At 63.3% G+C, this 20,899-nt stretch carries 21 protein-coding genes; 10 read left to right on the top strand and 11 right to left on the bottom strand.

Annotated features, from left to right (window positions below; translation table 11 throughout):
- Positions 1 to 6: 6 nt before the first annotated feature.
- The 7 genes from NKH70_RS03305 to mdh all read right to left on the bottom strand — a co-directional run bounded on the left by NKH70_RS03305 (position 7) and on the right by mdh (position 8,757).
- The gene (locus NKH70_RS03305; RefSeq protein ID WP_502908309.1) at positions 7 to 711 is read right to left on the bottom strand and encodes a DUF4241 domain-containing protein; all 705 of its coding nucleotides are present in this window, start codon (positions 709 to 711) and stop codon (positions 7 to 9) included.
- 68 nt (positions 712 to 779) lie between these two features.
- Positions 780 to 2,081 carry a 2-oxoglutarate dehydrogenase complex dihydrolipoyllysine-residue succinyltransferase gene (gene odhB / locus NKH70_RS03300; protein WP_352719354.1) on the bottom strand — a complete coding sequence of 434 codons (1,302 nt, stop codon included), beginning with the start codon at positions 2,079 to 2,081 and terminating at the stop codon, positions 780 to 782.
- A gap of 30 nt (positions 2,082 to 2,111) precedes the next feature.
- Positions 2,112 to 5,099: a 2-oxoglutarate dehydrogenase E1 component gene (locus tag NKH70_RS03295; protein WP_352912998.1), complete on the bottom strand. Its 2,988-nt coding sequence runs from the start codon at positions 5,097 to 5,099 to the stop codon at positions 2,112 to 2,114.
- Between the two features lie 126 nt (positions 5,100 to 5,225).
- A complete protein-coding gene (gene sucD, locus NKH70_RS03290) occupies positions 5,226 to 6,128 on the bottom strand; it encodes a succinate--CoA ligase subunit alpha (RefSeq protein ID WP_352719356.1) in 903 nt (300 codons plus the stop codon).
- A 49-nt stretch (positions 6,129 to 6,177) separates the two neighbouring features.
- Complete coding sequence (locus tag NKH70_RS03285; RefSeq protein WP_352912999.1) at positions 6,178 to 6,549, bottom strand: cupin domain-containing protein; 372 nt, start codon at positions 6,547 to 6,549, stop codon at positions 6,178 to 6,180.
- Positions 6,550 to 6,553: 4 nt separating this feature from the next.
- Positions 6,554 to 7,747 (bottom strand): ADP-forming succinate--CoA ligase subunit beta, encoded by a 1,194-nt coding sequence (gene sucC, locus NKH70_RS03280; protein WP_353024808.1) that lies wholly within the window; start codon positions 7,745 to 7,747, stop codon positions 6,554 to 6,556.
- 41 nt (positions 7,748 to 7,788) lie between these two features.
- Positions 7,789 to 8,757, bottom strand: coding sequence for a malate dehydrogenase (gene mdh, locus NKH70_RS03275; protein WP_352913001.1), 969 nt, complete (start codon positions 8,755 to 8,757; stop codon positions 7,789 to 7,791).
- A gap of 232 nt (positions 8,758 to 8,989) precedes the next feature.
- Between mdh and NKH70_RS03270 the strand changes: the two genes are divergently transcribed.
- Positions 8,990 to 9,418, top strand: a complete 429-nt coding sequence (locus NKH70_RS03270; protein WP_353024807.1) for a GNAT family N-acetyltransferase — start codon at positions 8,990 to 8,992, stop codon at positions 9,416 to 9,418.
- Between the two features lie 33 nt (positions 9,419 to 9,451).
- On the opposite strand, the gene zapE is transcribed toward NKH70_RS03270, so the two are convergent.
- Together zapE and NKH70_RS03260 are read right to left on the bottom strand one after the other, a co-directional pair.
- Positions 9,452 to 10,654: a cell division protein ZapE gene (gene zapE, locus NKH70_RS03265; RefSeq protein ID WP_352913003.1), complete on the bottom strand. Its 1,203-nt coding sequence runs from the start codon at positions 10,652 to 10,654 to the stop codon at positions 9,452 to 9,454.
- Positions 10,655 to 10,797: 143 nt separating this feature from the next.
- Positions 10,798 to 11,337: a protease inhibitor Inh/omp19 family protein gene (locus tag NKH70_RS03260; protein ID WP_292660650.1), complete on the bottom strand. Its 540-nt coding sequence runs from the start codon at positions 11,335 to 11,337 to the stop codon at positions 10,798 to 10,800.
- Between the two features lie 303 nt (positions 11,338 to 11,640).
- Between NKH70_RS03260 and NKH70_RS03255 the strand changes: the two genes are divergently transcribed.
- The 8 genes from NKH70_RS03255 to NKH70_RS03220 all read left to right on the top strand — a co-directional run bounded on the left by NKH70_RS03255 (position 11,641) and on the right by NKH70_RS03220 (position 18,898).
- Positions 11,641 to 12,651 (top strand): MBL fold metallo-hydrolase, encoded by a 1,011-nt coding sequence (locus NKH70_RS03255; protein ID WP_353024806.1) that lies wholly within the window; start codon positions 11,641 to 11,643, stop codon positions 12,649 to 12,651.
- A 68-nt stretch (positions 12,652 to 12,719) separates the two neighbouring features.
- On the top strand, positions 12,720 to 12,881 hold the full coding sequence (locus NKH70_RS03250; RefSeq protein WP_352719361.1) for a DUF1328 domain-containing protein: 162 nt from the start codon (positions 12,720 to 12,722) through the stop codon (positions 12,879 to 12,881).
- 74 nt (positions 12,882 to 12,955) lie between these two features.
- A complete protein-coding gene (dapF, locus tag NKH70_RS03245; RefSeq protein WP_353024805.1) occupies positions 12,956 to 13,840 on the top strand; it encodes a diaminopimelate epimerase in 885 nt (294 codons plus the stop codon).
- Positions 13,840 to 15,141 carry a tRNA (N(6)-L-threonylcarbamoyladenosine(37)-C(2))-methylthiotransferase MtaB gene (gene mtaB, locus NKH70_RS03240; RefSeq protein WP_352913006.1) on the top strand — a complete coding sequence of 434 codons (1,302 nt, stop codon included), beginning with the start codon at positions 13,840 to 13,842 and terminating at the stop codon, positions 15,139 to 15,141. Before dapF ends, mtaB begins: the two co-directional genes overlap by 1 nt.
- Positions 15,142 to 15,152: 11 nt before the next feature.
- Entirely contained in the window at positions 15,153 to 16,910 is a 1,758-nt protein-coding gene (ftsY, locus tag NKH70_RS03235; protein ID WP_352913007.1) for a signal recognition particle-docking protein FtsY, read from the top strand.
- 60 nt (positions 16,911 to 16,970) lie between these two features.
- Positions 16,971 to 17,636, top strand: coding sequence for a septation protein A (locus NKH70_RS03230; RefSeq protein ID WP_352468104.1), 666 nt, complete (start codon positions 16,971 to 16,973; stop codon positions 17,634 to 17,636).
- 67 nt (positions 17,637 to 17,703) lie between these two features.
- The gene (locus NKH70_RS03225; RefSeq protein ID WP_352719366.1) at positions 17,704 to 18,324 is read left to right on the top strand and encodes a pyridoxamine 5'-phosphate oxidase family protein; all 621 of its coding nucleotides are present in this window, start codon (positions 17,704 to 17,706) and stop codon (positions 18,322 to 18,324) included.
- A 40-nt stretch (positions 18,325 to 18,364) separates the two neighbouring features.
- Entirely contained in the window at positions 18,365 to 18,898 is a 534-nt protein-coding gene (locus NKH70_RS03220) for an NADPH-dependent FMN reductase (protein WP_353024824.1), read from the top strand.
- Between the two features lie 263 nt (positions 18,899 to 19,161).
- Here the strand turns inward: NKH70_RS03220 and NKH70_RS03215 are convergent, their stop codons facing one another.
- Together NKH70_RS03215 and NKH70_RS03210 are read right to left on the bottom strand one after the other, a co-directional pair.
- Entirely contained in the window at positions 19,162 to 19,371 is a 210-nt protein-coding gene (locus NKH70_RS03215) for a tautomerase family protein (RefSeq protein WP_352913008.1), read from the bottom strand.
- 32 nt (positions 19,372 to 19,403) lie between these two features.
- Positions 19,404 to 20,321: an SMP-30/gluconolactonase/LRE family protein gene (locus NKH70_RS03210; RefSeq protein WP_352913009.1), complete on the bottom strand. Its 918-nt coding sequence runs from the start codon at positions 20,319 to 20,321 to the stop codon at positions 19,404 to 19,406.
- A 261-nt stretch (positions 20,322 to 20,582) separates the two neighbouring features.
- Here NKH70_RS03210 and NKH70_RS03205 point away from each other — a divergent pair, with 261 nt between their 5' ends.
- Entirely contained in the window at positions 20,583 to 20,750 is a 168-nt protein-coding gene (locus NKH70_RS03205; RefSeq protein WP_023721879.1) for a hypothetical protein, read from the top strand.
- The last annotated feature ends 149 nt before the right edge of the window (positions 20,751 to 20,899 follow it).

Genomic DNA, 20,899 nt, shown 5'->3' with positions numbered 1-20,899 from the left:
GGCGGCTTACTCGCTCTCGCGGCCATCGGCGTTTTCCAGAACGCCGAAATCGGTCATCAAGAGCAGCGGTTCGCCCGCCGCGTCTAGTCCCCAGAACGATGGATAAAGCCCGTCGCCCCAGCCGCTCCAGAAAATCGCAATATTGAGCGGGTTGCCGGCAACCGGGCGATGCAACGCGAACCTGTCCTGATTGGAAGCGAACTCGGCGACCAGCACCTCACCGTAGTAGTCGCCGTATTCCAGCTTGTCCTGCCGCTCGTCCAACAGCGCCATGGCTGTCTTGTCCATGAAAGAGCCAAGGCCGGCGTCGACGGGATAACCGAATATCTCGTCATCCTTCAATGTCGCGACATCCTGGTCGGGCAAAGTGGCGAGTTCCCAACGAACCGGCATGCCGGGCCTGAAACGCAGCACAGCGACGGCCACACGGCCTCGCGCCTCGAACAGCGAAACGGGGTAGTGCCCGGGTCTGACGTTGCGGCTCAAAGCCGGCCAGTCGGTTCCGGTGGTCAGCGGATCGCAGGCGATGATCTCGCCCGTCGGCAGTTCGAGGTCACCGATCGAGGTGACGGTGATCTTCCGCTCGGCCATTTGCGCCTCGCTCAGGGCGAAAAGGCCGAGATTGCTGCTCGCCTGCGTCGGATCCCATTCAGTCGATGTCGCCGGCGAAGAGATAGCGGTCGAGGCAGTAGGCCGAGAAATTCGTAGCATGCGACCCGCTGCCCGACCCAGCTTGAATCCTAAATGCTCCAGCCAGCCGCTCACGGCGCGCTCGGCCGTCACAAATCCAGCACCAGCCGCTCAGGATCCTCCAGGCTTTCCTTGACCCGCACCAGGAACGTCACCGCTTCCTTGCCGTCGACGATGCGGTGGTCGTAGGACAGCGCCAGATACATCATCGGCCGGATGACGATCTGGCCGCCGACCACCATCGGCCGCTCCTGGATCTTGTGCATGCCCAAAATGCCCGACTGCGGCGCATTGAGGATCGGCGTCGACATCAGCGACCCGTAAACGCCACCGTTGGAAATCGTGAACGTGCCGCCTTGCATATCCGCAACCGACAGCTTGCCGTCGCGCGCCGCAAGCCCCAGCCTGCCGATGTCCTTCTCGATTTCGGCGATGGACATCTGGTCGGCATTGCGCACGACCGGCACGACGAGGCCTTTCTCTGTACCGACGGCAACGCCGATATGAGCGTAGTTCTTGAAGATGATGTCGGTGCCGTCGATCTCGGCATTGACCGACGGTATCTCCTTCAGCGCATGGGTGACCGCCTTGGTGAAGAAGCCCATGAAGCCTAGCTTCACGCCGTGCTTCTTCTCGAACACGTCCTTGTATTTGCTCCTCAGCGCCATCACCGCGCTCATGTCGACCTCGTTGAAGGTGGTCAGCATGGCGGCGGTCGATTGCGCTTCCTTGAGGCGGCGCGCGATGGTCTGGCGCAGCTTGGTCATGCGCACGCGCTCCTCGCGCGACGCATCGTCGGCCGAGGACGGCGCACGCGCTGCGGCAGGTGCCGGAACAGGCGCTGCCTTCGGCATTTCTGCCGGCTGCGACGGCGCGCCCCTGGCGATCAGGTCGAGCACGTCGCCTTTCAGCACCTGGCCGCGCTTGCCCGAGCCCGACACCTGGTCGACTGCGAGATTGTGCTCGGCCAGCAGCTTTGCTGCCGACGGTGCCGGCGGCATTGTGCGCGTCTCGATTGCGCCGGCGTCGCCGGCGATCTTGGCCGTCTCAGCCGCGGCCTGCTTGACGCTCGAGGCCGCAGTCGGAGCCGAGGCCTGCGACACCGCCTCCTGCTTCGTTGCCGGAGCGGCGGCGGCATTGGCTGCCGCGCCGGCGCCTGCCGAAATCGTGCCGAGCAGCGCGCCGACGCCGACCGTCTCGCCTTCCTTGACGGCGATCTCGGCGAGCGTGCCCGCGGCGGCGGCCGGCACTTCCACCGTCACCTTGTCGGTTTCGAGTTCGACCAGCGGCTCATCGGCGGCGATCGCGTCGCCGACCTTCTTGAACCATTTGCCGATGGTCGCCTCGGTGACGGATTCACCAAGTGTCGGGACGCGGATTTCGGTTGCCATTGTGCCTGTCCGTTTCTTTTCGGTTCTGTTCTATTCACCAAGCGCGTCGTCGAGCAAGGCTGCAAGCTGGGCGAGATGCTTCGACATCAATCCGGTCGCCGGCGAAGCGGCAGCCGGCCGGCCGGTATAGCGCACCCGCTGATGCTTGGCGTCGATATGCGCCAGCACCCATTCGAGATACGGATCGATGAACGACCAGGCGCCCATGTTCTTGGGCTCCTCCTGGCACCAGACCATCTCGGCATTGCGGAAGCGCGACAGTTCGGTGATCAGCGCCTTGGCCGGGAACGGATAGAGCTGCTCGACGCGCAGCAAATAGATGTCGTTGATGCCGCGCTTCTCGCGCTCCTCGTAGAGGTCGTAATAGACCTTGCCCGAACAGAGCACGACACGGCGGATCTTCGAATCCTTGGTGAGCTTGATGGCCTGGCCCGACAGCAGCTGGGCGTCGTCCCACAACAGCCGGTGAAAGGCGCTTTCGCCCGACATCTCCGGCAGCGTCGACACGGCCCGCTTGTGGCGCAGCAGCGACTTTGGCGTCATCAGGATCAGCGGCTTGCGGAAGTCCCGCTTCAATTGCCGGCGCAAGATATGGAAGTAGTTGGCCGGCGTCGTAACGTTGGCGACCTGCATGTTGTCTTCGGCGCAAAGCTGCAGGAAGCGCTCGAGCCGGGCCGACGAATGCTCAGGCCCCTGGCCTTCATAGCCGTGCGGCAGCAGGCAGACGAGGCCCGACATTCTGAGCCATTTGCGCTCGCCCGACGAGATGAACTGGTCGAACACCACCTGGGCGCCGTTGGCGAAGTCGCCGAACTGCGCTTCCCACAGCGTCAGCGCCTTCGGCTCGGCCAGCGAGTAGCCATATTCGAAGCCGAGCACGGCCTCTTCCGACAGCATCGAGTTGATGACCTCGAAACCGGCCTGCGCCGCCGACAGATTGTTGAGCGGGATATAGCGTGTCTCGTCGCGCTGGTCGTAGAGCACGGAATGGCGCTGCGAGAAGGTGCCGCGCTCCGAATCCTGTCCGGACAGCCGGATCGGATTGCCGTCGAGCAGAATAGCGCCAAAGGCCAGCGCCTCGGCCGTCGACCAGTCGATGCCTTCGCCGGACTCGATCGCCTGGCGGCGGTTGTCGAGGAAGCGGATGATCGTCCTGTGCGCCTCGAAATCCTTCGGCACCTCGGTCAGTTTCTTGCCGATCTCTTTCAGCGTCTTGACCGAAACGGCGGTCTTGCCGCGCCGCTGCTCGTCCTGGTTGTCGGCCGAGCGCAGGCCGGACCAGGCGCCGTCCAGCCAGTCGGCCTTGTTTGGCTTGTAATGCTGGCCGACCTCGAATTCCTGCTCGAGATGCGCCCGCCAATCGGCCTTCATCTTTTCGAACTCGGTCTGGGTGATGTGGCCTTCGGAAATCAGCCGGTCGGCATAGATCTGCACCGTCGTCTTCTGGTTGCGGATCTTGCGATACATGATCGGCTGGGTGAAGGCGGGCTCGTCGCCCTCATTGTGGCCGAATCGCCGATAGCAGAACATGTCCACCACGACAGGCTTGTGGAACTTCATGCGGAATTCGATCGCCACCTTGGTCGCATGGACCACAGCTTCCGGATCGTCGCCATTGACGTGGAAGATCGGCGCCTCGATCATCTTGGCCACATCGGACGGATAGGGCGACGAGCGCGAAAAGCGCGGGTTGGTGGTGAAGCCGATCTGGTTGTTGATGATGAAATGCAGCGTGCCGGCGACGCGGTGACCGCGCAGGCCCGACAGGCCGAGGATTTCGGCAATCACGCCCTGGCCGGCAAAGGCGGCGTCGCCATGCAACAGCAGCGGCAGCACCTTGGCGCGCTCTTCCAGCGGCACGATCTCCTCGCGGCTGCGGCCGAACAAATAGTCCTGCTTGGCGCGCGCCTTGCCCATCACCACCGGGTCGACGATTTCCAAATGCGAGGGATTGGCGGTCAGCGACAGATGCACCTTGTTGCCGTCGAACTCGCGATCCGACGAGGCACCGAGATGGTACTTCACGTCGCCCGAGCCTTCGACCTCGTCGGGCGCGGCCGAGCCGCCCTTGAACTCGTGGAAAATGGCGCGGTGCGGCTTGGCCATCACCTGCGACAGCACGTTCAGCCGGCCGCGATGCGCCATCCCGAGCACGATCTCCTTCATGCCGAGCTGGCCGCCGCGCTTGATGATCTGCTCCAGCGCCGGGATCAGCGACTCGCCGCCATCGAGGCCGAAGCGCTTGGTGCCCTTGTACTTGACGTCGATGAACTGCTCGAAGCCTTCCGCCTCGACCAGCTTCTGCAGGATCGCCTTCTTGCCGGCTGCAGTGAAGGAGATCTCCTTGTCGGTGCCCTCGATGCGCGCCTGGATCCAGGCCTTCTCCTCGGGATCGGAAATATGCATGAATTCGACGCCGAGCGTCGAGCAATAGGTCCGGGTCAGGATGTCGAGCATCTGCCGGATGGTGCCGAATTCCAGCCCGAGCACATTGTCGAGGAAGATCGGCCGGTCGTAATCGGCTTCGGTGAATCCGTAATTCTCCGGCGACAGCTCGTTATAATCCTCGAGCGGCTTGGCAATGCCGAGCGGATCGAGATTGGCGTGCAGGTGGCCGCGCATGCGGAAGGCGCGGATCATCATGATGGCGCGGACGGAATCGCGCGTCGCCTGATGTACGTCGGCGTCGGAAAGCGCTGCGCCGTTGCCGACCGCCCTGTCCTTGACCTTCTTTTCGATGTGCTTTTCGACCAGGCCCCAATTGCCGTCCAGCGCCGAGACAAGCTCGCCATTGGCCTGCATCGGCCAGGAGGGCTTGGCCCATGACGCGCCCTTGGCATTCTTGCGCACGTCGCCGGCGTCGTCCTTCAGTGCCGCGAAGAAGTCCTGCCATTCGGGATCGACCGACGCGGGATCGTCCTCATAGGCGGCATAGAGCGCGTCGATATAATCGGCATTGCCGCCATAGAGGAAAGAGGTAAGCGAAAACTGGTCGTTGGCCTGATCTTGTCTTGCCATGTCACTGTCGAAGCCTTTGCTTCGTCTCCTTTGTTGGAGGGGAGTACGGGAATAGGGGAGTAAGGGAGTAGGGCAAATGCCCTCGTCTTGTTCCCTACTCCCCTATTCCCGTACTCCCTTACTCCCCTAACCTTTGATCGCTTCGACCAGGGTCGTGCCCAGCCGTGCCGGCGATGGCGAAACCTTGATGCCGGCCGATTCCATCGCCGCGATCTTGTCTTCCGCGCCGCCCTTGCCGCCGGAGATGACCGCGCCCGCATGGCCCATGGTGCGGCCCGCCGGCGCGGTGCGGCCGGCGATGAAGCCGGCCATCGGCTTGCTGCGGCCGCGCTTTGCCTCGTCCTTGAGGAACTGCGCGGCGTCTTCCTCGGCCGAACCGCCGATCTCACCGATCATGATGATCGACTTGGTCTCGTCGTCGGCGAGGAACATCTCCAGCACGTCGATGAACTCCGTGCCTTTGACCGGGTCGCCGCCGATGCCGACGGCGGTGGTCTGGCCGAGGCCGACATTGGTGGTCTGGAACACCGCCTCATAGGTAAGCGTTCCCGAGCGCGAAACAACGCCGACCGAACCCTTGCGGAAGATGTTGCCGGGCATGATGCCGATCTTGCATTGGTCGGGGGTCAGCACGCCGGGGCAGTTCGGTCCGATCAGCCGCGATTTCGAGCGGTCGAGCCTCGCCTTGACCTTGATCATGTCCATCACCGGTATGCCCTCAGTGATGCAGACGATCAGCGGGATCTCGGCCTCGATCGCTTCCAGAATCGCTTCTGCAGCACCCGCCGGCGGCACGTAGACGACCGAAGCGTTGGCGCCGGTTTTGGCCTTGCCTTCGGCTACGGTGGCGAAGATCGGCAGTGCCTCGCCCTTGGCGCCGGTCCAGGTCTCGCCGCCTTTCTTGGGGTGGATGCCGCCGACCATTTTTGTGCCGTGATAGGCCAGCGCCTGTTCGGTATGGAACGTGCCGGTCTTGCCGGTCAGGCCCTGCACCAGCACCTTGGTGTTCTTGTCGACGAGAATGGACATGATGGTCCTTTTCAAAAACCGTTGATCGGGGAAGGCCGCGCGCTCATGGTCACAACCGCTTCAGATCCGCGACGGTGAGGTCGCTGTTGGCATTGCCGGTGTTGAGCGTCGTCGCCGGCTCGAACATCAGCACCACCGGCTCCTCGCTCAGCGAGCGCGGCCGGTGTTCGACGGCGCGCGGCACGACGATGAACTCGCCGCTGGAAAGCTCCACCGTGCCGTCGCGGAAATCGATGGCGATGCGGCCGCGCAGCACAAGGAAGGCCTCGTCTTCATTGTCGTGCGCATGCCAGTCGAAGACGTCGCCGAACTTGGCGATCTTGACCTGGGAATCGTTGACGTCGCCGGCAATATGCGGATCGAAGACCTTCTTGATCTTCGTATCCGCCGCCTCGACGAGGTTTATCTTGTGCGGAGGCACAGGCTCAGCCCTTCACCGCCGCCACGATCTTCTTGGCTGCGTCATCGAGGTCATCGGCCGACACGACGTTCAGCCCGCTGTCGTTGATGATCCTCTTGCCGAGTTCGGCATTGGTGCCTTCCAGCCGCACCACCAGCGGCACTTGCAGGCCGACCTCCTTGACCGCGGCGATGACGCCCTCGGCGATGATGTCGCACTTCATGATGCCGCCGAAGATGTTGATCAGAATGCCTTTGACCGCCGGATCCTTGGTGATGATCTTGAACGCCGCCGTCACTTTTTCCTTGGACGCGCCGCCGCCGACGTCGAGGAAGTTGGCCGGTTCGGCGCCGTAGAGCTTGATGATATCCATCGTCGCCATGGCGAGGCCGGCGCCGTTGACCATGCAGCCGATATTGCCGTCGAGCGCGACATAGGCGAGGTCGTATTTCGACGCCTCGATCTCCTTCTCGTCCTCTTCGGAGGTGTCGCGCAATTCGAGCACGTCCGGGTGACGGAACAGCGCGTTGTTGTCGAACGACACTTTTGCGTCGAGCACGCGCAGCCGGCCGCTCTTCATGACGATCAGCGGATTGACCTCGAGCAGGCTCATGTCCTTCTCGACAAACGCCTTGTAGAGGATCGGAAACAGCATGGCGCCATCCTTGGCCGCGTCGCCGTCGAGCCTCAGTGCGGCGTTGAGCTTCTTCACATCGTCGGCCGTCACGCCCTTTTCCGGGTCGATGGCGACGGTGATTATCTTTTCCGGCGTGTCGTGGGCGACCGCCTCGATGTCCATGCCGCCCTCCGTCGAGACGACGAAGGCGACGCGCCCGACCGAGCGGTCGACCAGGATCGACAGATAGAGCTCGCGCTCGATGTCGGCGCCGTCCTCGATATAGAGCCGGTTGACCTGCTTGCCGGCCGGGCCGGTCTGCTTGGTGACCAGCGTGTGGCCGAGCATCTCCTTGGCGTTGGCGACGACCTCGGCCACCGTCTTCGCCAGCCTGACACCGCCCTTGGCATCGGGCCCGAGTTCCCTGAACTTGCCCTTGCCGCGGCCGCCGGCATGGATCTGGCTCTTGACCACATAGAGCGGGCCGGGCAGCGCTTTGGCGGCGGCTTCCGCCTCGCTCGCCTTGAACACCGGCACGCCCTCGGCCACTGGTGCGCCAAAGCCTTTCAGCAGCGCCTTGCCCTGATATTCATGGATGTTCATGCGCTATGTCTCCAGCTTGCTTGGCGGGCTTGGTTGCCGGCTTACTTGGCCGCGAGATGCGGAGCGATCTTGACGCAGGCGTCGCACAGGCCCTGCACCGCCGCGACCGAATTATCGAACATCTTCTGCTCGCTCTTCGCGAGCTCGATCTCGATGATCCGCTCGACGCCGCCGGCGCCGATCACCACGGGAACGCCGACATAGGTGTTCTTGACGCCATATTGGCCGGAGAGGTACGCCGCACAGGGCAGCACCCGGTTCTTGTCCTTGAGATAGGCTTCGGCCATGGCGATGGCCGAGGCGGCCGGCGCATAAAAGGCAGAGCCGGTCTTGAGCAGGCCGACGATCTCGGCGCCGCCGTCGCGGGTGCGCTGCACGATCTGGTCGAGCCGCTCCTTCGAGGTCCAGCCCATCTTGATGAGGTCGGGCAACGGGATGCCGGCAACCGTCGAATAGCGGATCATCGGCACCATGGAATCACCGTGGCCGCCGAGCACGAAGGCGGTGACGTCCTCGACCGAGACCTTGAATTCCTCGGCCAGGAAATAGCGGAAGCGCGAACTGTCGAGCACGCCGGCCATGCCGACGACATGGCTCTTCGGCAGGCCGGAAAACTTCTGCAGCGCCCAGACCATGGCGTCGAGCGGATTGGTGATGCAGATGACGAAGGCTTTCGGCGCGTATTTCTTGAGGCCGGCGCCGACCTGCTCCATCACCTTCAGATTGATGCCCAGAAGATCGTCGCGGCTCATGCCGGGCTTGCGCGGCACGCCGGCGGTGACGATGCAGACGTCGGCGCCCTCGATGCCGGCATAGTCGTTGACGCCGGTCAGCCTGGAGTCGAACCCATCGACCGGCGACGACTGCGCGATGTCCAGCCCCTTGCCTTGCGGGATGCCTTCGGCGATATCGAACAGCACGACGTCGCCGAGATCCTTGAGGCCGACCATGTGGGCGAGGGTGCCGCCGATCATGCCCGAGCCGATGAGCGCTATCTTGTTGCGTGCCATGTCAGGATGTTTTCCCTTTGACTATGACGGCGCCCAAATCCTTGACGATTTGATGACGGCGTCGGAGGAAGAGGCCGGAATGCTGCGGAACCGCGAAATTCGCCGCACGCAATAGCCCCGGTCGCACAAAAATTCAAACGATTATTTTGGAGTGAGTAATTTCAATCGGTTAGAAACAATGGGAATTACGTAAACGTCAAAATTCTGAAGCCGACTTGAGGAATTCTACACAATGGCACTGGAAATCAGAAGGCTGTTTCCTGGCGATGACGCCCTTGTGATGCGGGTTGCCGACGACGTCTTCGACGAGTCGGTCAGGCCGGATCGGCTCTCCGCCTATCTCGCGGAGCCCGGTCATTTCATGGTCGTAGCCCTCGCCGACGGCATCGTCGTTGGCCAATGCGCAGCCGTCATCCACCGCCACCCGGACAAGGTGAGCGAACTCTACATAGACGAGGTCGGCGTGGCGCCGGCCCTTCAACGCCAGGGCATTGCGACGAGGATGCTCGGCGCCATGTTCGCACTCGGTCGCGAGCATGGCTGTGAGGAGGCGTGGGTCGGCACCGAGCCGGACAATGTTGCTGCTCGCGCACTTTACGCGTCGCGAAAAGAGCCGCATGGGCCGGCGGAGGGGTTCGTCATGTATGTCTATCGGTTATAGGCGCCGGCGGCAGCGCCCCTTCTGTACTATCCTTCACGCCTGAGCCTGCCGTGCCTCCGTCGATGATCCCTGCGCCCTCTGCCTCTCCGCCCAGTCCTCCAGCCAGTCGTGGCTCTGCATCTCGATCAGCCGCGATGCGGTGCGCTCGAACTCGAAGACTTCGTTGCCGCGCTTGGCCGTATAGAGCTGCGCCGGCGGTGCCGCGGCGCTCATCACCAGCCGTACATGATGATCGTAGAGCGTATCGACCAGCAGGATGAAGCGCTTGACTTCGTTGCGCTTGCCTTCGCCGAGCACCGGCACATGGTCGATGAAGATGGTCGAGAAACGGCTGGCAATGGCAAGATAGTCGCGGGCGCCGAGCGGCCTCTCGCAGAGATCGGCGAAGGAAAACCGCGCCGCCTCGCCGGCAGCACGCGGCACTACGACGTGCCGGCCCTTAACCGTCAGCATCGTCTCGGCCGTCGGCCTGCCATGCGTCATCACAGCCCACGCGTCGTCGAGCGCATGGTCAGCGGCGGCATCGGCGGGGGTGATGTAGACCAGCATGTGGCTGAGCTTGTCGAGGCGGTAATCCTTGTCGGCGTCAAGCGCCAGCACCTGCGCGTGGCGCTCCAGCATAGCGACAAACGGCAAAAACAGCTGACGGTTCAGGCCGTCGCGGTAGAGATCCTGCGGCGCGACATTGGAGGTGGCGACCAGCACCACGCCATTGGCAAACAACGCCGAAAACAACCTGGACAGGATCATCGCATCGGCGATGTCGGTGACGGAGAACTCGTCGAAGCACAGCACCCAGGCTTGCTCGGCCAGCGCGCGCGCCACCGGCGGGATCGGGTCGTCCTCCTTGGCCGTGCCCTCTTTACGCGCCTGCCGGTGCTTCTGGATGCGGTCCTGCACGTCGGCCATGAAGTCGTTGAAATGCACCCGGCGCTTGCGCCGCGCCGGCAGCAGCTCGAAGAACATGTCCATCAGCATGGTCTTGCCGCGGCCGACGCCGCCATGGATATAGAGGCCCTTGACCGCCTCGTGCACTTCGCGCTTGCGGGCGAACAGCCACCCCAGCGCGCTTGATTTATGCGCCAGCCGCTTGGCCGATATTTCGTCGATCAGCCGGTCGAGCGCAGCGGCGATCCGCTCCTGCGCCGGGTCGCGCCCGATGGCGCCCGTCTCGACCAGATGGTCGTAGCGCTGCTTGACGGTCGCATGGGTCTGGAGGCCGTCACGCAGATGCATCGGTCACGTCGTCCGGAGCAATTCCAAGAAAAGTGTGTAGCGGTTTTCTGTCCGGAATTGCGTAAAAAACAAAAGAGAGCAATTCCAGGAAAAGTGTGTAACGGTTTTCCGTCCGGATTTGCGTAACAATGGGGGCCGTTCTCTTACCTTGTAAGCGAGATCGGCAGGCCGTTGGAAGTCTGGCCGTCGAATTTCTCGCCGCCCGAGGAATAGAGCCGTGCCAGCGTGCCGCCGTTCTCGTCAAAGAGCGTCAGCTGTTTGCCGGCGACGTTCCAAGATTTGATGCCGTCGAGCGGCGCCGGGCAATGCAGCGGTCCGGCGCGGTAGCCCGAACCGAATTTCGTCTGCGGCGTCGCCACCTGACAGCTCTGGCCGGACACGCTTGCCTTCCACACGCCGGCGACGCTGGACGCGGTAAGGTCGGCCGCACCGGCCGGAGCCGTCCCGTCCGGCGGCAGCGAGGCGACCTGGGTGTTCTGCGGTGCGGTTGGAAATTTCGACGGATCGGCCGGGCCGGGTGTTGCCGGCGGCGGCAGCTGGTTTGCGGTCACCTTGCCGGCAGGCGCAGGTTCCAGGGGCGCCGGCTGCTGGTCGTCCATTGATGTGAACCGTGAGGTTGAACAGCCGCTCGCAACGAGCGCGGCCAGCGATACGGCCAGCAGGCCGGTTTTCGAAAATTTCATTCTCAACCTCCGTCGGATCGGGCTGGGGGTGCCGTCCGCGCAATGTCCCCCTCACCAAGATGGAGAAGGTGGCGAAATTTCAACCCGATATGGTTAAAATACGGTTTGCGCCGCTAATGTTGCAAATTTGTCGCAAAATGCACATTGCCTGAATTGCGTTACGCCTTGGCCGTTTGGCCGGCACCTCCGGTTGATGCGATACGGCGCACCGGCGCCAAAACCTTGGCGTTCACCTCAAATGCTTGCGCGGGCCGGCTCCGGCATTATCTCTTGGCGATCAGCAAACTGCAGGGAGCCGATTTCTTGGCCGCGAGAAAGAGAGCCGCCAACCGCTATTACAGCGGCCCGCCCAGCGATCATTTCGACGGCACCTTGTTCTTCAATCCCGACGGCCGGCCGCCGGGTCGCTTTGCCGATCTGTTGAAATGGCAATTGAGTCGCGAGCGCTCGAAATGGCCGGCGGCGGATCCGAGCCCGTTTCCACCGGCAAGACCGGTCGAGCGCCTCGATGGTTCTGCGCTGCGCCTCACCATGGTCGGTCATTCCTCGCTGCTCGTCCAGACAGCCGGCCTGAACATCCTGACCGACCCGGTCTGGTCGCGACGCGTCTCGCCGCTCTCCTTCGCCGGTCCGAAACGCGTCAATCCACCGGGCATCGCCTTTTCGCATTTGCCGCCGATCGACCTCGTGCTGGTCAGCCACAACCATTACGACCATCTCGACCTCGCCACGTTGAAGCGCCTGAAGACAAGACACGACCCGCTGCTGCTGACGCCGCTTGGCAACGACACAATCATCGGCGCTGCCGTGCCCCGTATGCGGCTTTCGGCGCATGACTGGGGCGACCGGGTCGATATCGGCGATGGCGTCGCCGTCCATGTCGAGCCGGTGCACCACTGGTCGGCCCGCGGTACTCGCGACCGGCGCATGGCGCTGTGGGCGGGTTTCGTCGTCGAGACACCCGGCGCAAAGATCTATTTCGCCGGCGACACCGGCTTCCACGGCGGCATCAATTACCGGCTGATGGCGCAAAAGCACGGCGGCTTCCGCCTCGCCATCCTGCCGATCGGCGCCTACGAGCCGCGCTGGTTCATGGCGCCGCATCACCAGGATCCGGAAGAGGCGGTGCAAGGCATGCTTTTGTGCAACGCCGCCTATGCCGCCGGCTGTCACTGGGGCACGTTCCGGCTCACCAACGAGTCGATCGATGAGCCGCCCAGAAAGCTCGGCGAAGCGCTCGATGCTGCCGGCCTGCCGCGGCAACGTTTTCGCGCCTTGCGGCCGGGCGAAGTCTGGGACGTGCCGGAGGTCTAGCGCGGCGGAACCTAAGGCATCACATAGACGTTTGTAGGTGTTCAAACCTGTCGGCTGCGAGGTCTCTCATGATCAGGTGGATCATCATTCTTTTGATTATCGCGGCCGCGGCGAGCCTGCTCGGCATGCCGGCACTGGCCGGAGCCGCCGCAACCGGCGCGCGCATCCTCATCGGCATCGTGCTGATCATCTTCCTGCTGATCGTGCTTGGCGTCTTCGTGGTGACTTGAAAATCACGCCGCGCTGGTAATTTCTGCCGCTATCCGCCATATAGGCGCCAAACCGGCAAGAGACCTTTCGATCGATGGCAAGCGCGGCCCCTTTCGCCAAGATGAACGGCATCGGCAACGAAATCATCGTTGCCGATATGCGTGGCCGTGCCGATCGGGTGACGCCTGCGGCAGCCGTCGCGCTTAATGCCGATGCGGCGACCAGGTTCGACCAGATCATGGCGATCCACGACCCCAGGACGCCGGGCACCGCCTTTTTCATCGACATCTTGAATTCCGACGGAACCAGCGCGCAAGCCTGCGGCAACGGCATGCGTTGTGTCGTCCAGGCGCTCGCGGCTGAGACCGGCCAGAAGACATTTGCCTTTGAAACAGTCGCCGGCATCCTCAATGCCGAGGAACATGCCGACGGAATGATCTCGGTCGACATGGGCAGGCCGCGCTTTGGCTGGCAGGACATCCCGCTGGCCGAGGAATTCCGCGACACCCGCATGATCGAGCTGCAGATCGGCCCGATCGATGCCCCGGTACTGCATTCGCCTTCGGTCGTCTCGATGGGCAATCCGCACGCCATCTTCTGGGTCGACCGCGACGTCTGGTCCTACGAGCTCGAGCGCTTCGGCCCGCTGCTCGAAAACCACCCGATCTTCCCCGAGCGCGCCAACATCACCGTCGCGCAGGTGACTTCGCCTGAGACCATGGTCATCCGTACCTGGGAGCGCGGCGCCGGCCTGACCAAGGCCTGCGGCTCGGCCGCTTGCGCCGCCGTGGTCGCTGCGGCCCGCACCCGGCGCACCGGCCGCAGCGTCACGCTGATGACGCCCGGCGGCGGCTCGCTGCATGTTTTGTGGCGCGACGACGACCAAGTCATCCTGACCGGTGCCGCCGAATGGGAATTTTCCGGCAGCTTCGATCCGTCGACCGGGGCGTGGGCGCGCGACACCGAAAGCGCCGCCTGATGGCTCCTCTTGGCAACAGGGGTATCGACGTCGTCACCTTCGGCTGCCGGCTGAACACCTATGAATCCGAGGTGATGCGGCGCGAGGCGGAAAGTGCCGGCCTCGGTAGCCTCGAAGGCGGCGCCATCATCTTCAATACCTGCGCCGTCACCGGTGAGGCGGTGCGCCAGGCCAAGCAGTCAATCCGCAAAGCTCGCCGCGAGAACCCACAGGCCCGCATCATCGTCACCGGCTGCGCCGCGCAGACCGGCCCGCAGGATTTCGTCGCCATGGACGAGGTCGATCTCGTCCTCGGCAATGAGGAAAAGCTCAGGGCGCATTCCTATCGCGCGCTGCCGGATTTCGGCGTCAACGACACCGAGAAGGCGCGCGTCAACGATATCTTTTCGGTGCGCGAGACGGCCGCCCACATGGTCGACGCCATCGAGGGCCGGGCACGCGCTTTTGTCCAGGTGCAGAACGGCTGCGACCACCGCTGCACCTTCTGCATCATTCCCTACGGTCGCGGCAATTCGCGCTCGGTGCCGATGGGCGCCGTGGTCGAGCAGGTCAAGCGACTCGTCGGCAATGGTTATGCCGAGATCGTGCTGACCGGCGTCGACATGACCAGTTTCGGCGCCGATCTGCCGGGCGCGCCGAAGCTTGGCAAATTGGTCAAGACCATCCTGAAGCAGGTGCCGGACGTGAAACGCCTGCGGCTTTCCTCCATCGACTCGATCGAGGCCGATGACGATCTGCTGGACGCCATCGCCACCGAGCCGAGGCTGATGCCGCATCTGCATCTGTCGCTGCAATCGGGTGACGACATGATACTGAAGCGGATGAAGCGCCGGCACAGCCGCGACCAGTCGATCCGCTTTTGCGAGGATGTGCGCAAACTGCGCCCCGGCATCGTTTTCGGCGCCGACATTATCGCTGGCTTCCCGACCGAGACGGACGCAATGTTCGAAAACTCGGAAAAGATCGTCGAGGAATGCGGCCTGACGCATCTCCATGTCTTCCCGTTTTCGCCGCGCCAGGGCACGCCCGCCGCGCGCATGCCGCAGCTCCGCCGCGACGTCGTCAAGCAGCGCGCGGCACGCCTGCGCGCCACCGGCGAGGTCGCCCATCGCCGCCATCTTGCCTCGCTCGCTGGAACGCGTCAGTCGATCCTGGTCGAGCGTGACGGCCTTGGCCGCACCGAGGGGTTTACACTGGCCGTATTGTCGGCGGGCACGCCGGGCGACATCGTCGAGGCTGATATCGCCGGCGATGACGGTATCAGACTGATCGCCGCGCCGCTTGCCGCTCGCGCCGCCTGAGAGCGCAAGACATGGCTGGGTTTTTCAAGAAGATATTTTCGTTCGGCAAGAAGGAAGTCGTCGAAGAGCGGCCCGACGAGGCCGCACCGCTGCCGCCGATCAAATGGGATGAACTGGAAGCGCTGAAGCCGGCCGCAGAGCAGGCCGTCCCGGAGTTTTTGAAACGCGAAGAGCCGCGGCCCGAAGTCGAAGCCGTACCTCCACCGCCAGTCGAACCAGAGTTGCCTCCGGCACCGCAACCGGCGCCCGCGGAAGAGCCGAAGCCCGAACCGTCGCCGACCATTCCACCCGAGCCAGACATCCAGCCGGAGCCGGAAACGCCTGCTGAAGAGCCGGAGGAGATCCGGGCCGGACCCGTCGCTCCCGAGCCAGTTCCTGAGGCGGAGCAGCCGGAGATCGTTCAGCCCGAGCCTCCGTCCACGGAAGCTGGCGCTGCCCCTCATCCGCCTGCCGGCACCTTCTCCCCGTATAGTGACGGGGAGAAGGGGGCTCATCGTAACGCAGAAGCCCCTTCCACGGACGCCGAAGAAGAAGCTGCAACGCTGACGCCCCCCTCTCCCCGTACCTCACGGGGAGAGGGTAAGGGTGAAGGGCAGCTCCAACCTGCGCAAGACGCGGCACCCGCGGCCGAAGTCACGCCACCAGCGCCCGAAGCGCCGCCGGCCGAAATCCCGCCTCCAATCCGCCAGCCCGCCCCGGTCGAAACGAAACCGGTCTTGACCGAGATCGCGCCCGAACCAGAGGCCATTTCGCAACCATCGCCGGAGCCAAAACCCGCCCCCGGTAAGGTGACCGTAACTAAGAAGGTCGAGCAGAAAGCCGAGCCCCAGAAGGCGCCCGAACCGGCTCCGAGGCGCTCCTGGTTCCAGCGAATGCGAGACGGGCTTGCCCGCTCTTCCCGAGAATTGTCGGGCAACATCGCCGGCGTCTTCACCAAACGCAAGCTGGACGACGACACGCTGCAGGACCTGGAGGATGTGCTGATCCGCGCCGATCTCGGCATGGAGACGGCGTTGCGCGTCACCGACGCGCTCTCCGCCAGCCGCTACGGAAAGGACGTCTCCGACACCGAAGTCCGCGCCATCATGGCGGCCGAAGTGGAAAAGGTGCTGACCCACGTCGCCATGCCGCTGGAGCTGGACCTCAGCCACAAGCCGCATGTCATCCTGGTCGTCGGCGTCAACGGCACGGGGAAAACAACAACCATCGGCAAGCTGGCGGCAAAGCTCACCGATGGCGGCCTCTCGGTGATGCTCGCGGCCGGCGACACCTTCCGCGCCGCCGCGATCGAGCAGCTGAAGATCTGGGGCGAGCGTACCAACTCGCCGGTCATTGCCTCGAAGCTCGGCGCCGACGCCGCCGGCCTCGCCTATGACGCATTCGAGCGGGCGAAGGAGGCCGGCTCCGACGTGCTGATCATCGACACCGCCGGGCGGCTGCAGAACAAGACCGAGCTGATGGCGGAACTGGAAAAGATCGTCCGGGTGCTGGGCAAGCTCGATCCGGAAGCGCCGCACACCGTGCTGCAGACGGTTGATGCCACCACCGGCCAGAATGCGCTCAACCAAGTCGAGATCTTCCGCAATGTCGCCGGCGTCAACGGCCTGGTGATGACCAAGCTGGACGGCACGGCGCGCGGCGGTATTCTGGTGGCGATCGCGGCAAAGCACAAATTGCCGGTCTATTTCATCGGCGTCGGCGAACAGGTCGACGACCTCGAACCCTTTTCCGCAAGCGAATTCGCCAGGGCGATCGCTGGCGTAGCTTGACGAGCATGATCCCAAAAAGCTGCAGGCTTTTTGGATTGGATCGTGCGTAAGAAGGACCCTATGAACCCACCCATCCTCGAAGGCGATCCGTCCGATCCGCGACGTAAGGCGTTGAACCCGGGCCTGAAATTCCTGCTCGAACTCGGGCCTGGCCTGGTGTTCTTTTTCACCACCATCCGCGGCGCGTGGCTTGTCGGGAAGTTTCCGATCCTCGGCCATATCGGCGAGCCTATCCTGATTGCCACGGCGTTCTTTATGGTGGCGACGGCGCTATCGCTCAGCGTTTCGTGGATTTTGACGCGCAGCTGGCCGATCATGCCGTTGGTCTCGGCCATCGTGGTGTTTGTGTTTGGCGCGCTGGCGCTGTGGCTGCAGGACAAGACCTTCGCGTTCATGAAGCCGACAATCATCAACAGCCTGTTCGGCATCACGCTGCTTGGCGGGTTGGCGTTTGGCAGATCGCTGTTGGGCTATGTCTTTGATTCCGCCTTCAATCTCGACGCCGAAGGCTGGCGCAAGCTCACTTTCCGATGGGGGCTCTTCTTCCTTTTTCTGGCTGCCCTGAACGAGGTTGTGTGGCGCAACTTTTCCGAGGAAGCCTGGCTTTATTTCAAGGTCTGGGGCACGATTCCCATTACACTTGTCTTCACGTTAAGCCAAATGCCGTTGATCCTGCGGCATTCACTAGAGGACAAGGCCGGCAAGGAAGAGAAGGCCGGCAAATAGAGCAATTCCAGGAAAAGTGTGTAGCGGTTTTCCGTCCGGAATTGCGTCAGAATAAGAGGAGAGGGGCATGGAATTCATCGCCACGCGCGACGAGTTGAGGACGATCTACAAGACGCCTCGGCCGACTGACGGCTCGATCCGCAAGGAGCTGAAGGCCCTGGATGGCCACTGCCGTTCCTTCATCGGCAAGAGCCCTTTCGTGCTGATCGGCTCGTCCGACGGTGCCGGCAATGCCGATGTGACGCCGAAGGGCGACAGGCCGGGCTTCGTAACAGTGCTCGATGAGAAGACCATCGCCATCCCCGACCGGCCCGGGAACAACCGGCTCGACACGCTGGAGAACATCCTTCTCAATCCCTCGATCGGGCTGCTCTTCCTCATTCCCGGCATGAACGAAACGCTACGTGTCAATGGCGATGCCCGCATCACCGTCGATGCGGCATTGCGTGAGCGGCTGGCGGTCGACGGCAAGGCACCGCAAAGTGTCGTCGTGGTGACGGTCAAGGCCGCCTATATGCATTGCGCCAAGGCCTTCATGCGCTCCGAACTATGGAAGCCGGAGAGCTGGTACGACCGCGCGACGCTGCCGACGCTCGGCCAGATCCTGCGCGACCAGCTGGCGCTCGCCGACTCGGCCGAGGCGACCGACCGCTGGTTGGACGGGGAATACAGGAAGACCATGTGGTAGCGTGCCCGGCAACGAATCGCCCAAGCCGGTCTCCATTCCTTTGCTCAACATCCTCGCCATCTCCGGCAGCCTGCGCGCCGCCTCGACCAATTCGGGCCTGATCGCGGCACTCGCGCAAAACGCGCCGCCGGACTGTCACGTCTCCGTCTACGACGGGCTTGGCCGGCTGCCGATTTTCAACCCCGACGACGAAGGCGAGCGGACGCCGCCGCAAGCAGCGGCGCTGATCGATGCGGTCACCGCCGCTGACGGCGTCATCGTCTCCTGCCCGGAACATGCCCACGGTGTGCCAGGCGGCCTGAAGAACGCGCTCGACTGGCTGGTGTCGCACGATGCCGCCGTCGGCAAACCGGCCATGCTGGTCCATGCCTCGCCGCGCTCGCTGTTTGCTCGCGCCGCACTGGCCGAGATCATGCGGACAATGTCTTTTGCGCTTTACGAAGACAGGGCGCTCGAAATCGGTCTGCTCGGCAAGGGACCGCCGGCGGTGGAGAAAATCCTGGCGGAACCGGAAAACCGGCTGGCGATGCGCGGCGCCGTTTCGGCTTTTGCCGAATTCATTGGCGCTCGATGAGCAGTCGGGGCCTTATAGCCTTGGCATCTGGCGAAAGCCGAGTGACGTCCAATCTCCCCCTTGCGGGGGAGATGTCCGGCAGGACAGAGGGGGTGCGACGGATCGCCAACTTTCGACTTCAGCCATTCCCAACCGGAACAGCCTGAAAGGGCGTGCCATAATTGGCAGGTAAGTCGGAGGAACAGCACCCCCCTCTGCCTTGCCAGGCATCTCCCCCGCAAGGGGGGAGATTGGCAGCTTCGCCGATGGCGCCTACTCTGGAACTAGCCCTTCCGTCTCCGCGTCTCAACGTCGGTCTCGCCGACGAACCAGTCGCGTGCAGCGACCTCCTCGAAGACCACCCAGACATCATTGTTGGTCAGGCCGGTGACGCCGGTGATGGCCGCCGTCACCTGGGCGGCGATCGCGGCCTTTTTGCCGGCCGGGTCATCGGCAATCACCTCCTTGACCAGGCGGATATTCACGAATGGCATGGTTCCCTCCCTTGGATATGCTTGGCGGCCGCTCAGTAGGTTTTGGCGCCGTTGACCATGAGCCGGACCATGTAGAGCGAGGTCGTGCCGGCGATGTAGAGGCAGTTCAGCTTGTTGCCGCCGAACACGCAATTGGCAACGACTTCCGGTACCTTGACCTTGCCGATCAGCGTCCCGTCTGGATCGTAGCAATGGATGCCGTCCGCGGCGCTGGTCCAGATGCGGCCGTCCGCATCCAGCCTGAAACCGTCGAACAGGCCGGCGGTGCAGTCGGCAAAGGCCTTTTCGCCTGAGACCGTCTTGCCGCCCTGGCCGACATTGAACACCCGGATGTGCGCCGGGTTTTGTGCACCATGCGTGCGGCCGGTATCGGCGACGTAGAGCTTGCTCTCGTCAACCGAAAAAGCGAGCCCGTTGGGCCTGACCATGTCGGTGATCACCGCCTCGGTCTCGCCGGTGCCGGGATCGATCCGGTAGACATGGCAGGCGCCGATCTCGCTTTCGGCCTTGTCGCCCTCGTAATCGGTATCGATGCCGTAGCTCGGATCGGTGAACCAGATCGAACCGTCGGACTTGACCACCGCGTCATTGGGCGAGTTCAGCCGCTTGCCGCGCCATTTGTCCGCTATGGTGATAACCGACCCGTCATGCTCGGTGCGGCTGACGCGGCGGCCGGAATGCTCGCAAGTAACCAGCCGGCCTTGCCGGTCGACGGTGTTGCCGTTGGAATTGCCGGACGGCTGACGGAACACGCTGACGCTGCCGTCGGTCTCGTCGTAGCGCAGCATGCGATTGTTCGGGATGTCGGACCAGACCAGATAGCGCCCGGCCGCAAACCAGGCCGGTCCTTCCGCCCATCGGCAGCCGGTAAACAGCCTGTCGACCTGTGCATTGCCATTGAACAGCCGCGAAAAGCGCGGATCGAGAACTTCGTAGAATTCGCTGGCCATGGTTCCTCCCGGTAGCAGTCGCTTGGCGAGGCACGATCAAGCCAGCCTGCGATCGATATGGCAAGATCGATGATGCGTCAGAAGCATTATGGAAGCGAATGCTGGCCCGGACGGCAGGTCACGTCCCGTTAACCGGCTATGCGCCCAGCGCAATGGTGCATTGCAACATCTTATTTTTGCAACGCACCATAACTATGTCATGCTTCGTATCGATCAAGGGAGGAACACTTGCCGCGAAGTGCGGCGCAAAGGAAACTCGCTATGATCATCGACAGCCTCATGAGCCGCGCTCGCGCCAGCATCGCCAAGCGCCGGCATTACAACCGCCTCGTCGCCGAAATCGACAGCTTCAGCAGCCGCGACCTCGCCGACATGCGCGCCGACCGCAGCGAAATGCTCTATCAGGTCCACAAGCAGATCTACGGCTGAATCTTCGGTCGAGTAACTCGGCCGCGCCTAGGCGCGTTGATATTCAGGTCAGGCCGAGTCGGAGTCGAAGACGAGCGCGCAGCGACCAAACAGGTGGATTCCGAGAACCGGAGCGGAGCGTACTTTGGGTACGCGAGCACCGGAAGCGC

Origin of the sequence: Mesorhizobium sp. M0991, from assembly GCF_040318915.1 — a bacterium.
GTDB lineage: Bacteria > Pseudomonadota > Alphaproteobacteria > Rhizobiales > Rhizobiaceae > Mesorhizobium.
The sequence above is the reverse complement of the archived record's forward strand: the minus strand, read 5'-3'. Positions and strand labels throughout refer to the sequence as shown.

Bases quoted from the DNA above. Each gene is read 5' to 3' on its own strand.
- NKH70_RS03305 (WP_502908309.1), bottom strand. From the start codon at position 711: ATGCTACGAATTTCTCGGCCTACTGCCTCGACCGCTATCTCTTCGCCG.
- odhB (WP_352719354.1), bottom strand. From the start codon at position 2,081: ATGGCAACCGAAATCCGCGTCCCGACACTTGGTGAATCCGTCACCGAG.
- NKH70_RS03295 (WP_352912998.1), bottom strand. From the start codon at position 5,099: ATGGCAAGACAAGATCAGGCCAACGACCAGTTTTCGCTTACCTCTTTC.
- sucD (WP_352719356.1), bottom strand. From the start codon at position 6,128: ATGTCCATTCTCGTCGACAAGAACACCAAGGTGCTGGTGCAGGGCCTG.
- sucC (WP_353024808.1), bottom strand. From the start codon at position 7,747: ATGAACATCCATGAATATCAGGGCAAGGCGCTGCTGAAAGGCTTTGGC.
- mdh (WP_352913001.1), bottom strand. From the start codon at position 8,757: ATGGCACGCAACAAGATAGCGCTCATCGGCTCGGGCATGATCGGCGGC.
- NKH70_RS03270 (WP_353024807.1), top strand. From the start codon at position 8,990: ATGGCACTGGAAATCAGAAGGCTGTTTCCTGGCGATGACGCCCTTGTG.
- zapE (WP_352913003.1), bottom strand. From the start codon at position 10,654: ATGCATCTGCGTGACGGCCTCCAGACCCATGCGACCGTCAAGCAGCGC.
- NKH70_RS03260 (WP_292660650.1), bottom strand. From the start codon at position 11,337: ATGAAATTTTCGAAAACCGGCCTGCTGGCCGTATCGCTGGCCGCGCTC.
- NKH70_RS03250 (WP_352719361.1), top strand. From the start codon at position 12,720: ATGATCAGGTGGATCATCATTCTTTTGATTATCGCGGCCGCGGCGAGC.
- dapF (WP_353024805.1), top strand. From the start codon at position 12,956: ATGGCAAGCGCGGCCCCTTTCGCCAAGATGAACGGCATCGGCAACGAA.
- mtaB (WP_352913006.1), top strand. From the start codon at position 13,840: ATGGCTCCTCTTGGCAACAGGGGTATCGACGTCGTCACCTTCGGCTGC.
- ftsY (WP_352913007.1), top strand. From the start codon at position 15,153: ATGGCTGGGTTTTTCAAGAAGATATTTTCGTTCGGCAAGAAGGAAGTC.
- NKH70_RS03230 (WP_352468104.1), top strand. From the start codon at position 16,971: ATGAACCCACCCATCCTCGAAGGCGATCCGTCCGATCCGCGACGTAAG.
- NKH70_RS03225 (WP_352719366.1), top strand. From the start codon at position 17,704: ATGGAATTCATCGCCACGCGCGACGAGTTGAGGACGATCTACAAGACG.
- NKH70_RS03215 (WP_352913008.1), bottom strand. From the start codon at position 19,371: ATGCCATTCGTGAATATCCGCCTGGTCAAGGAGGTGATTGCCGATGAC.
- NKH70_RS03210 (WP_352913009.1), bottom strand. From the start codon at position 20,321: ATGGCCAGCGAATTCTACGAAGTTCTCGATCCGCGCTTTTCGCGGCTG.
- NKH70_RS03205 (WP_023721879.1), top strand. From the start codon at position 20,583: ATGATCATCGACAGCCTCATGAGCCGCGCTCGCGCCAGCATCGCCAAG.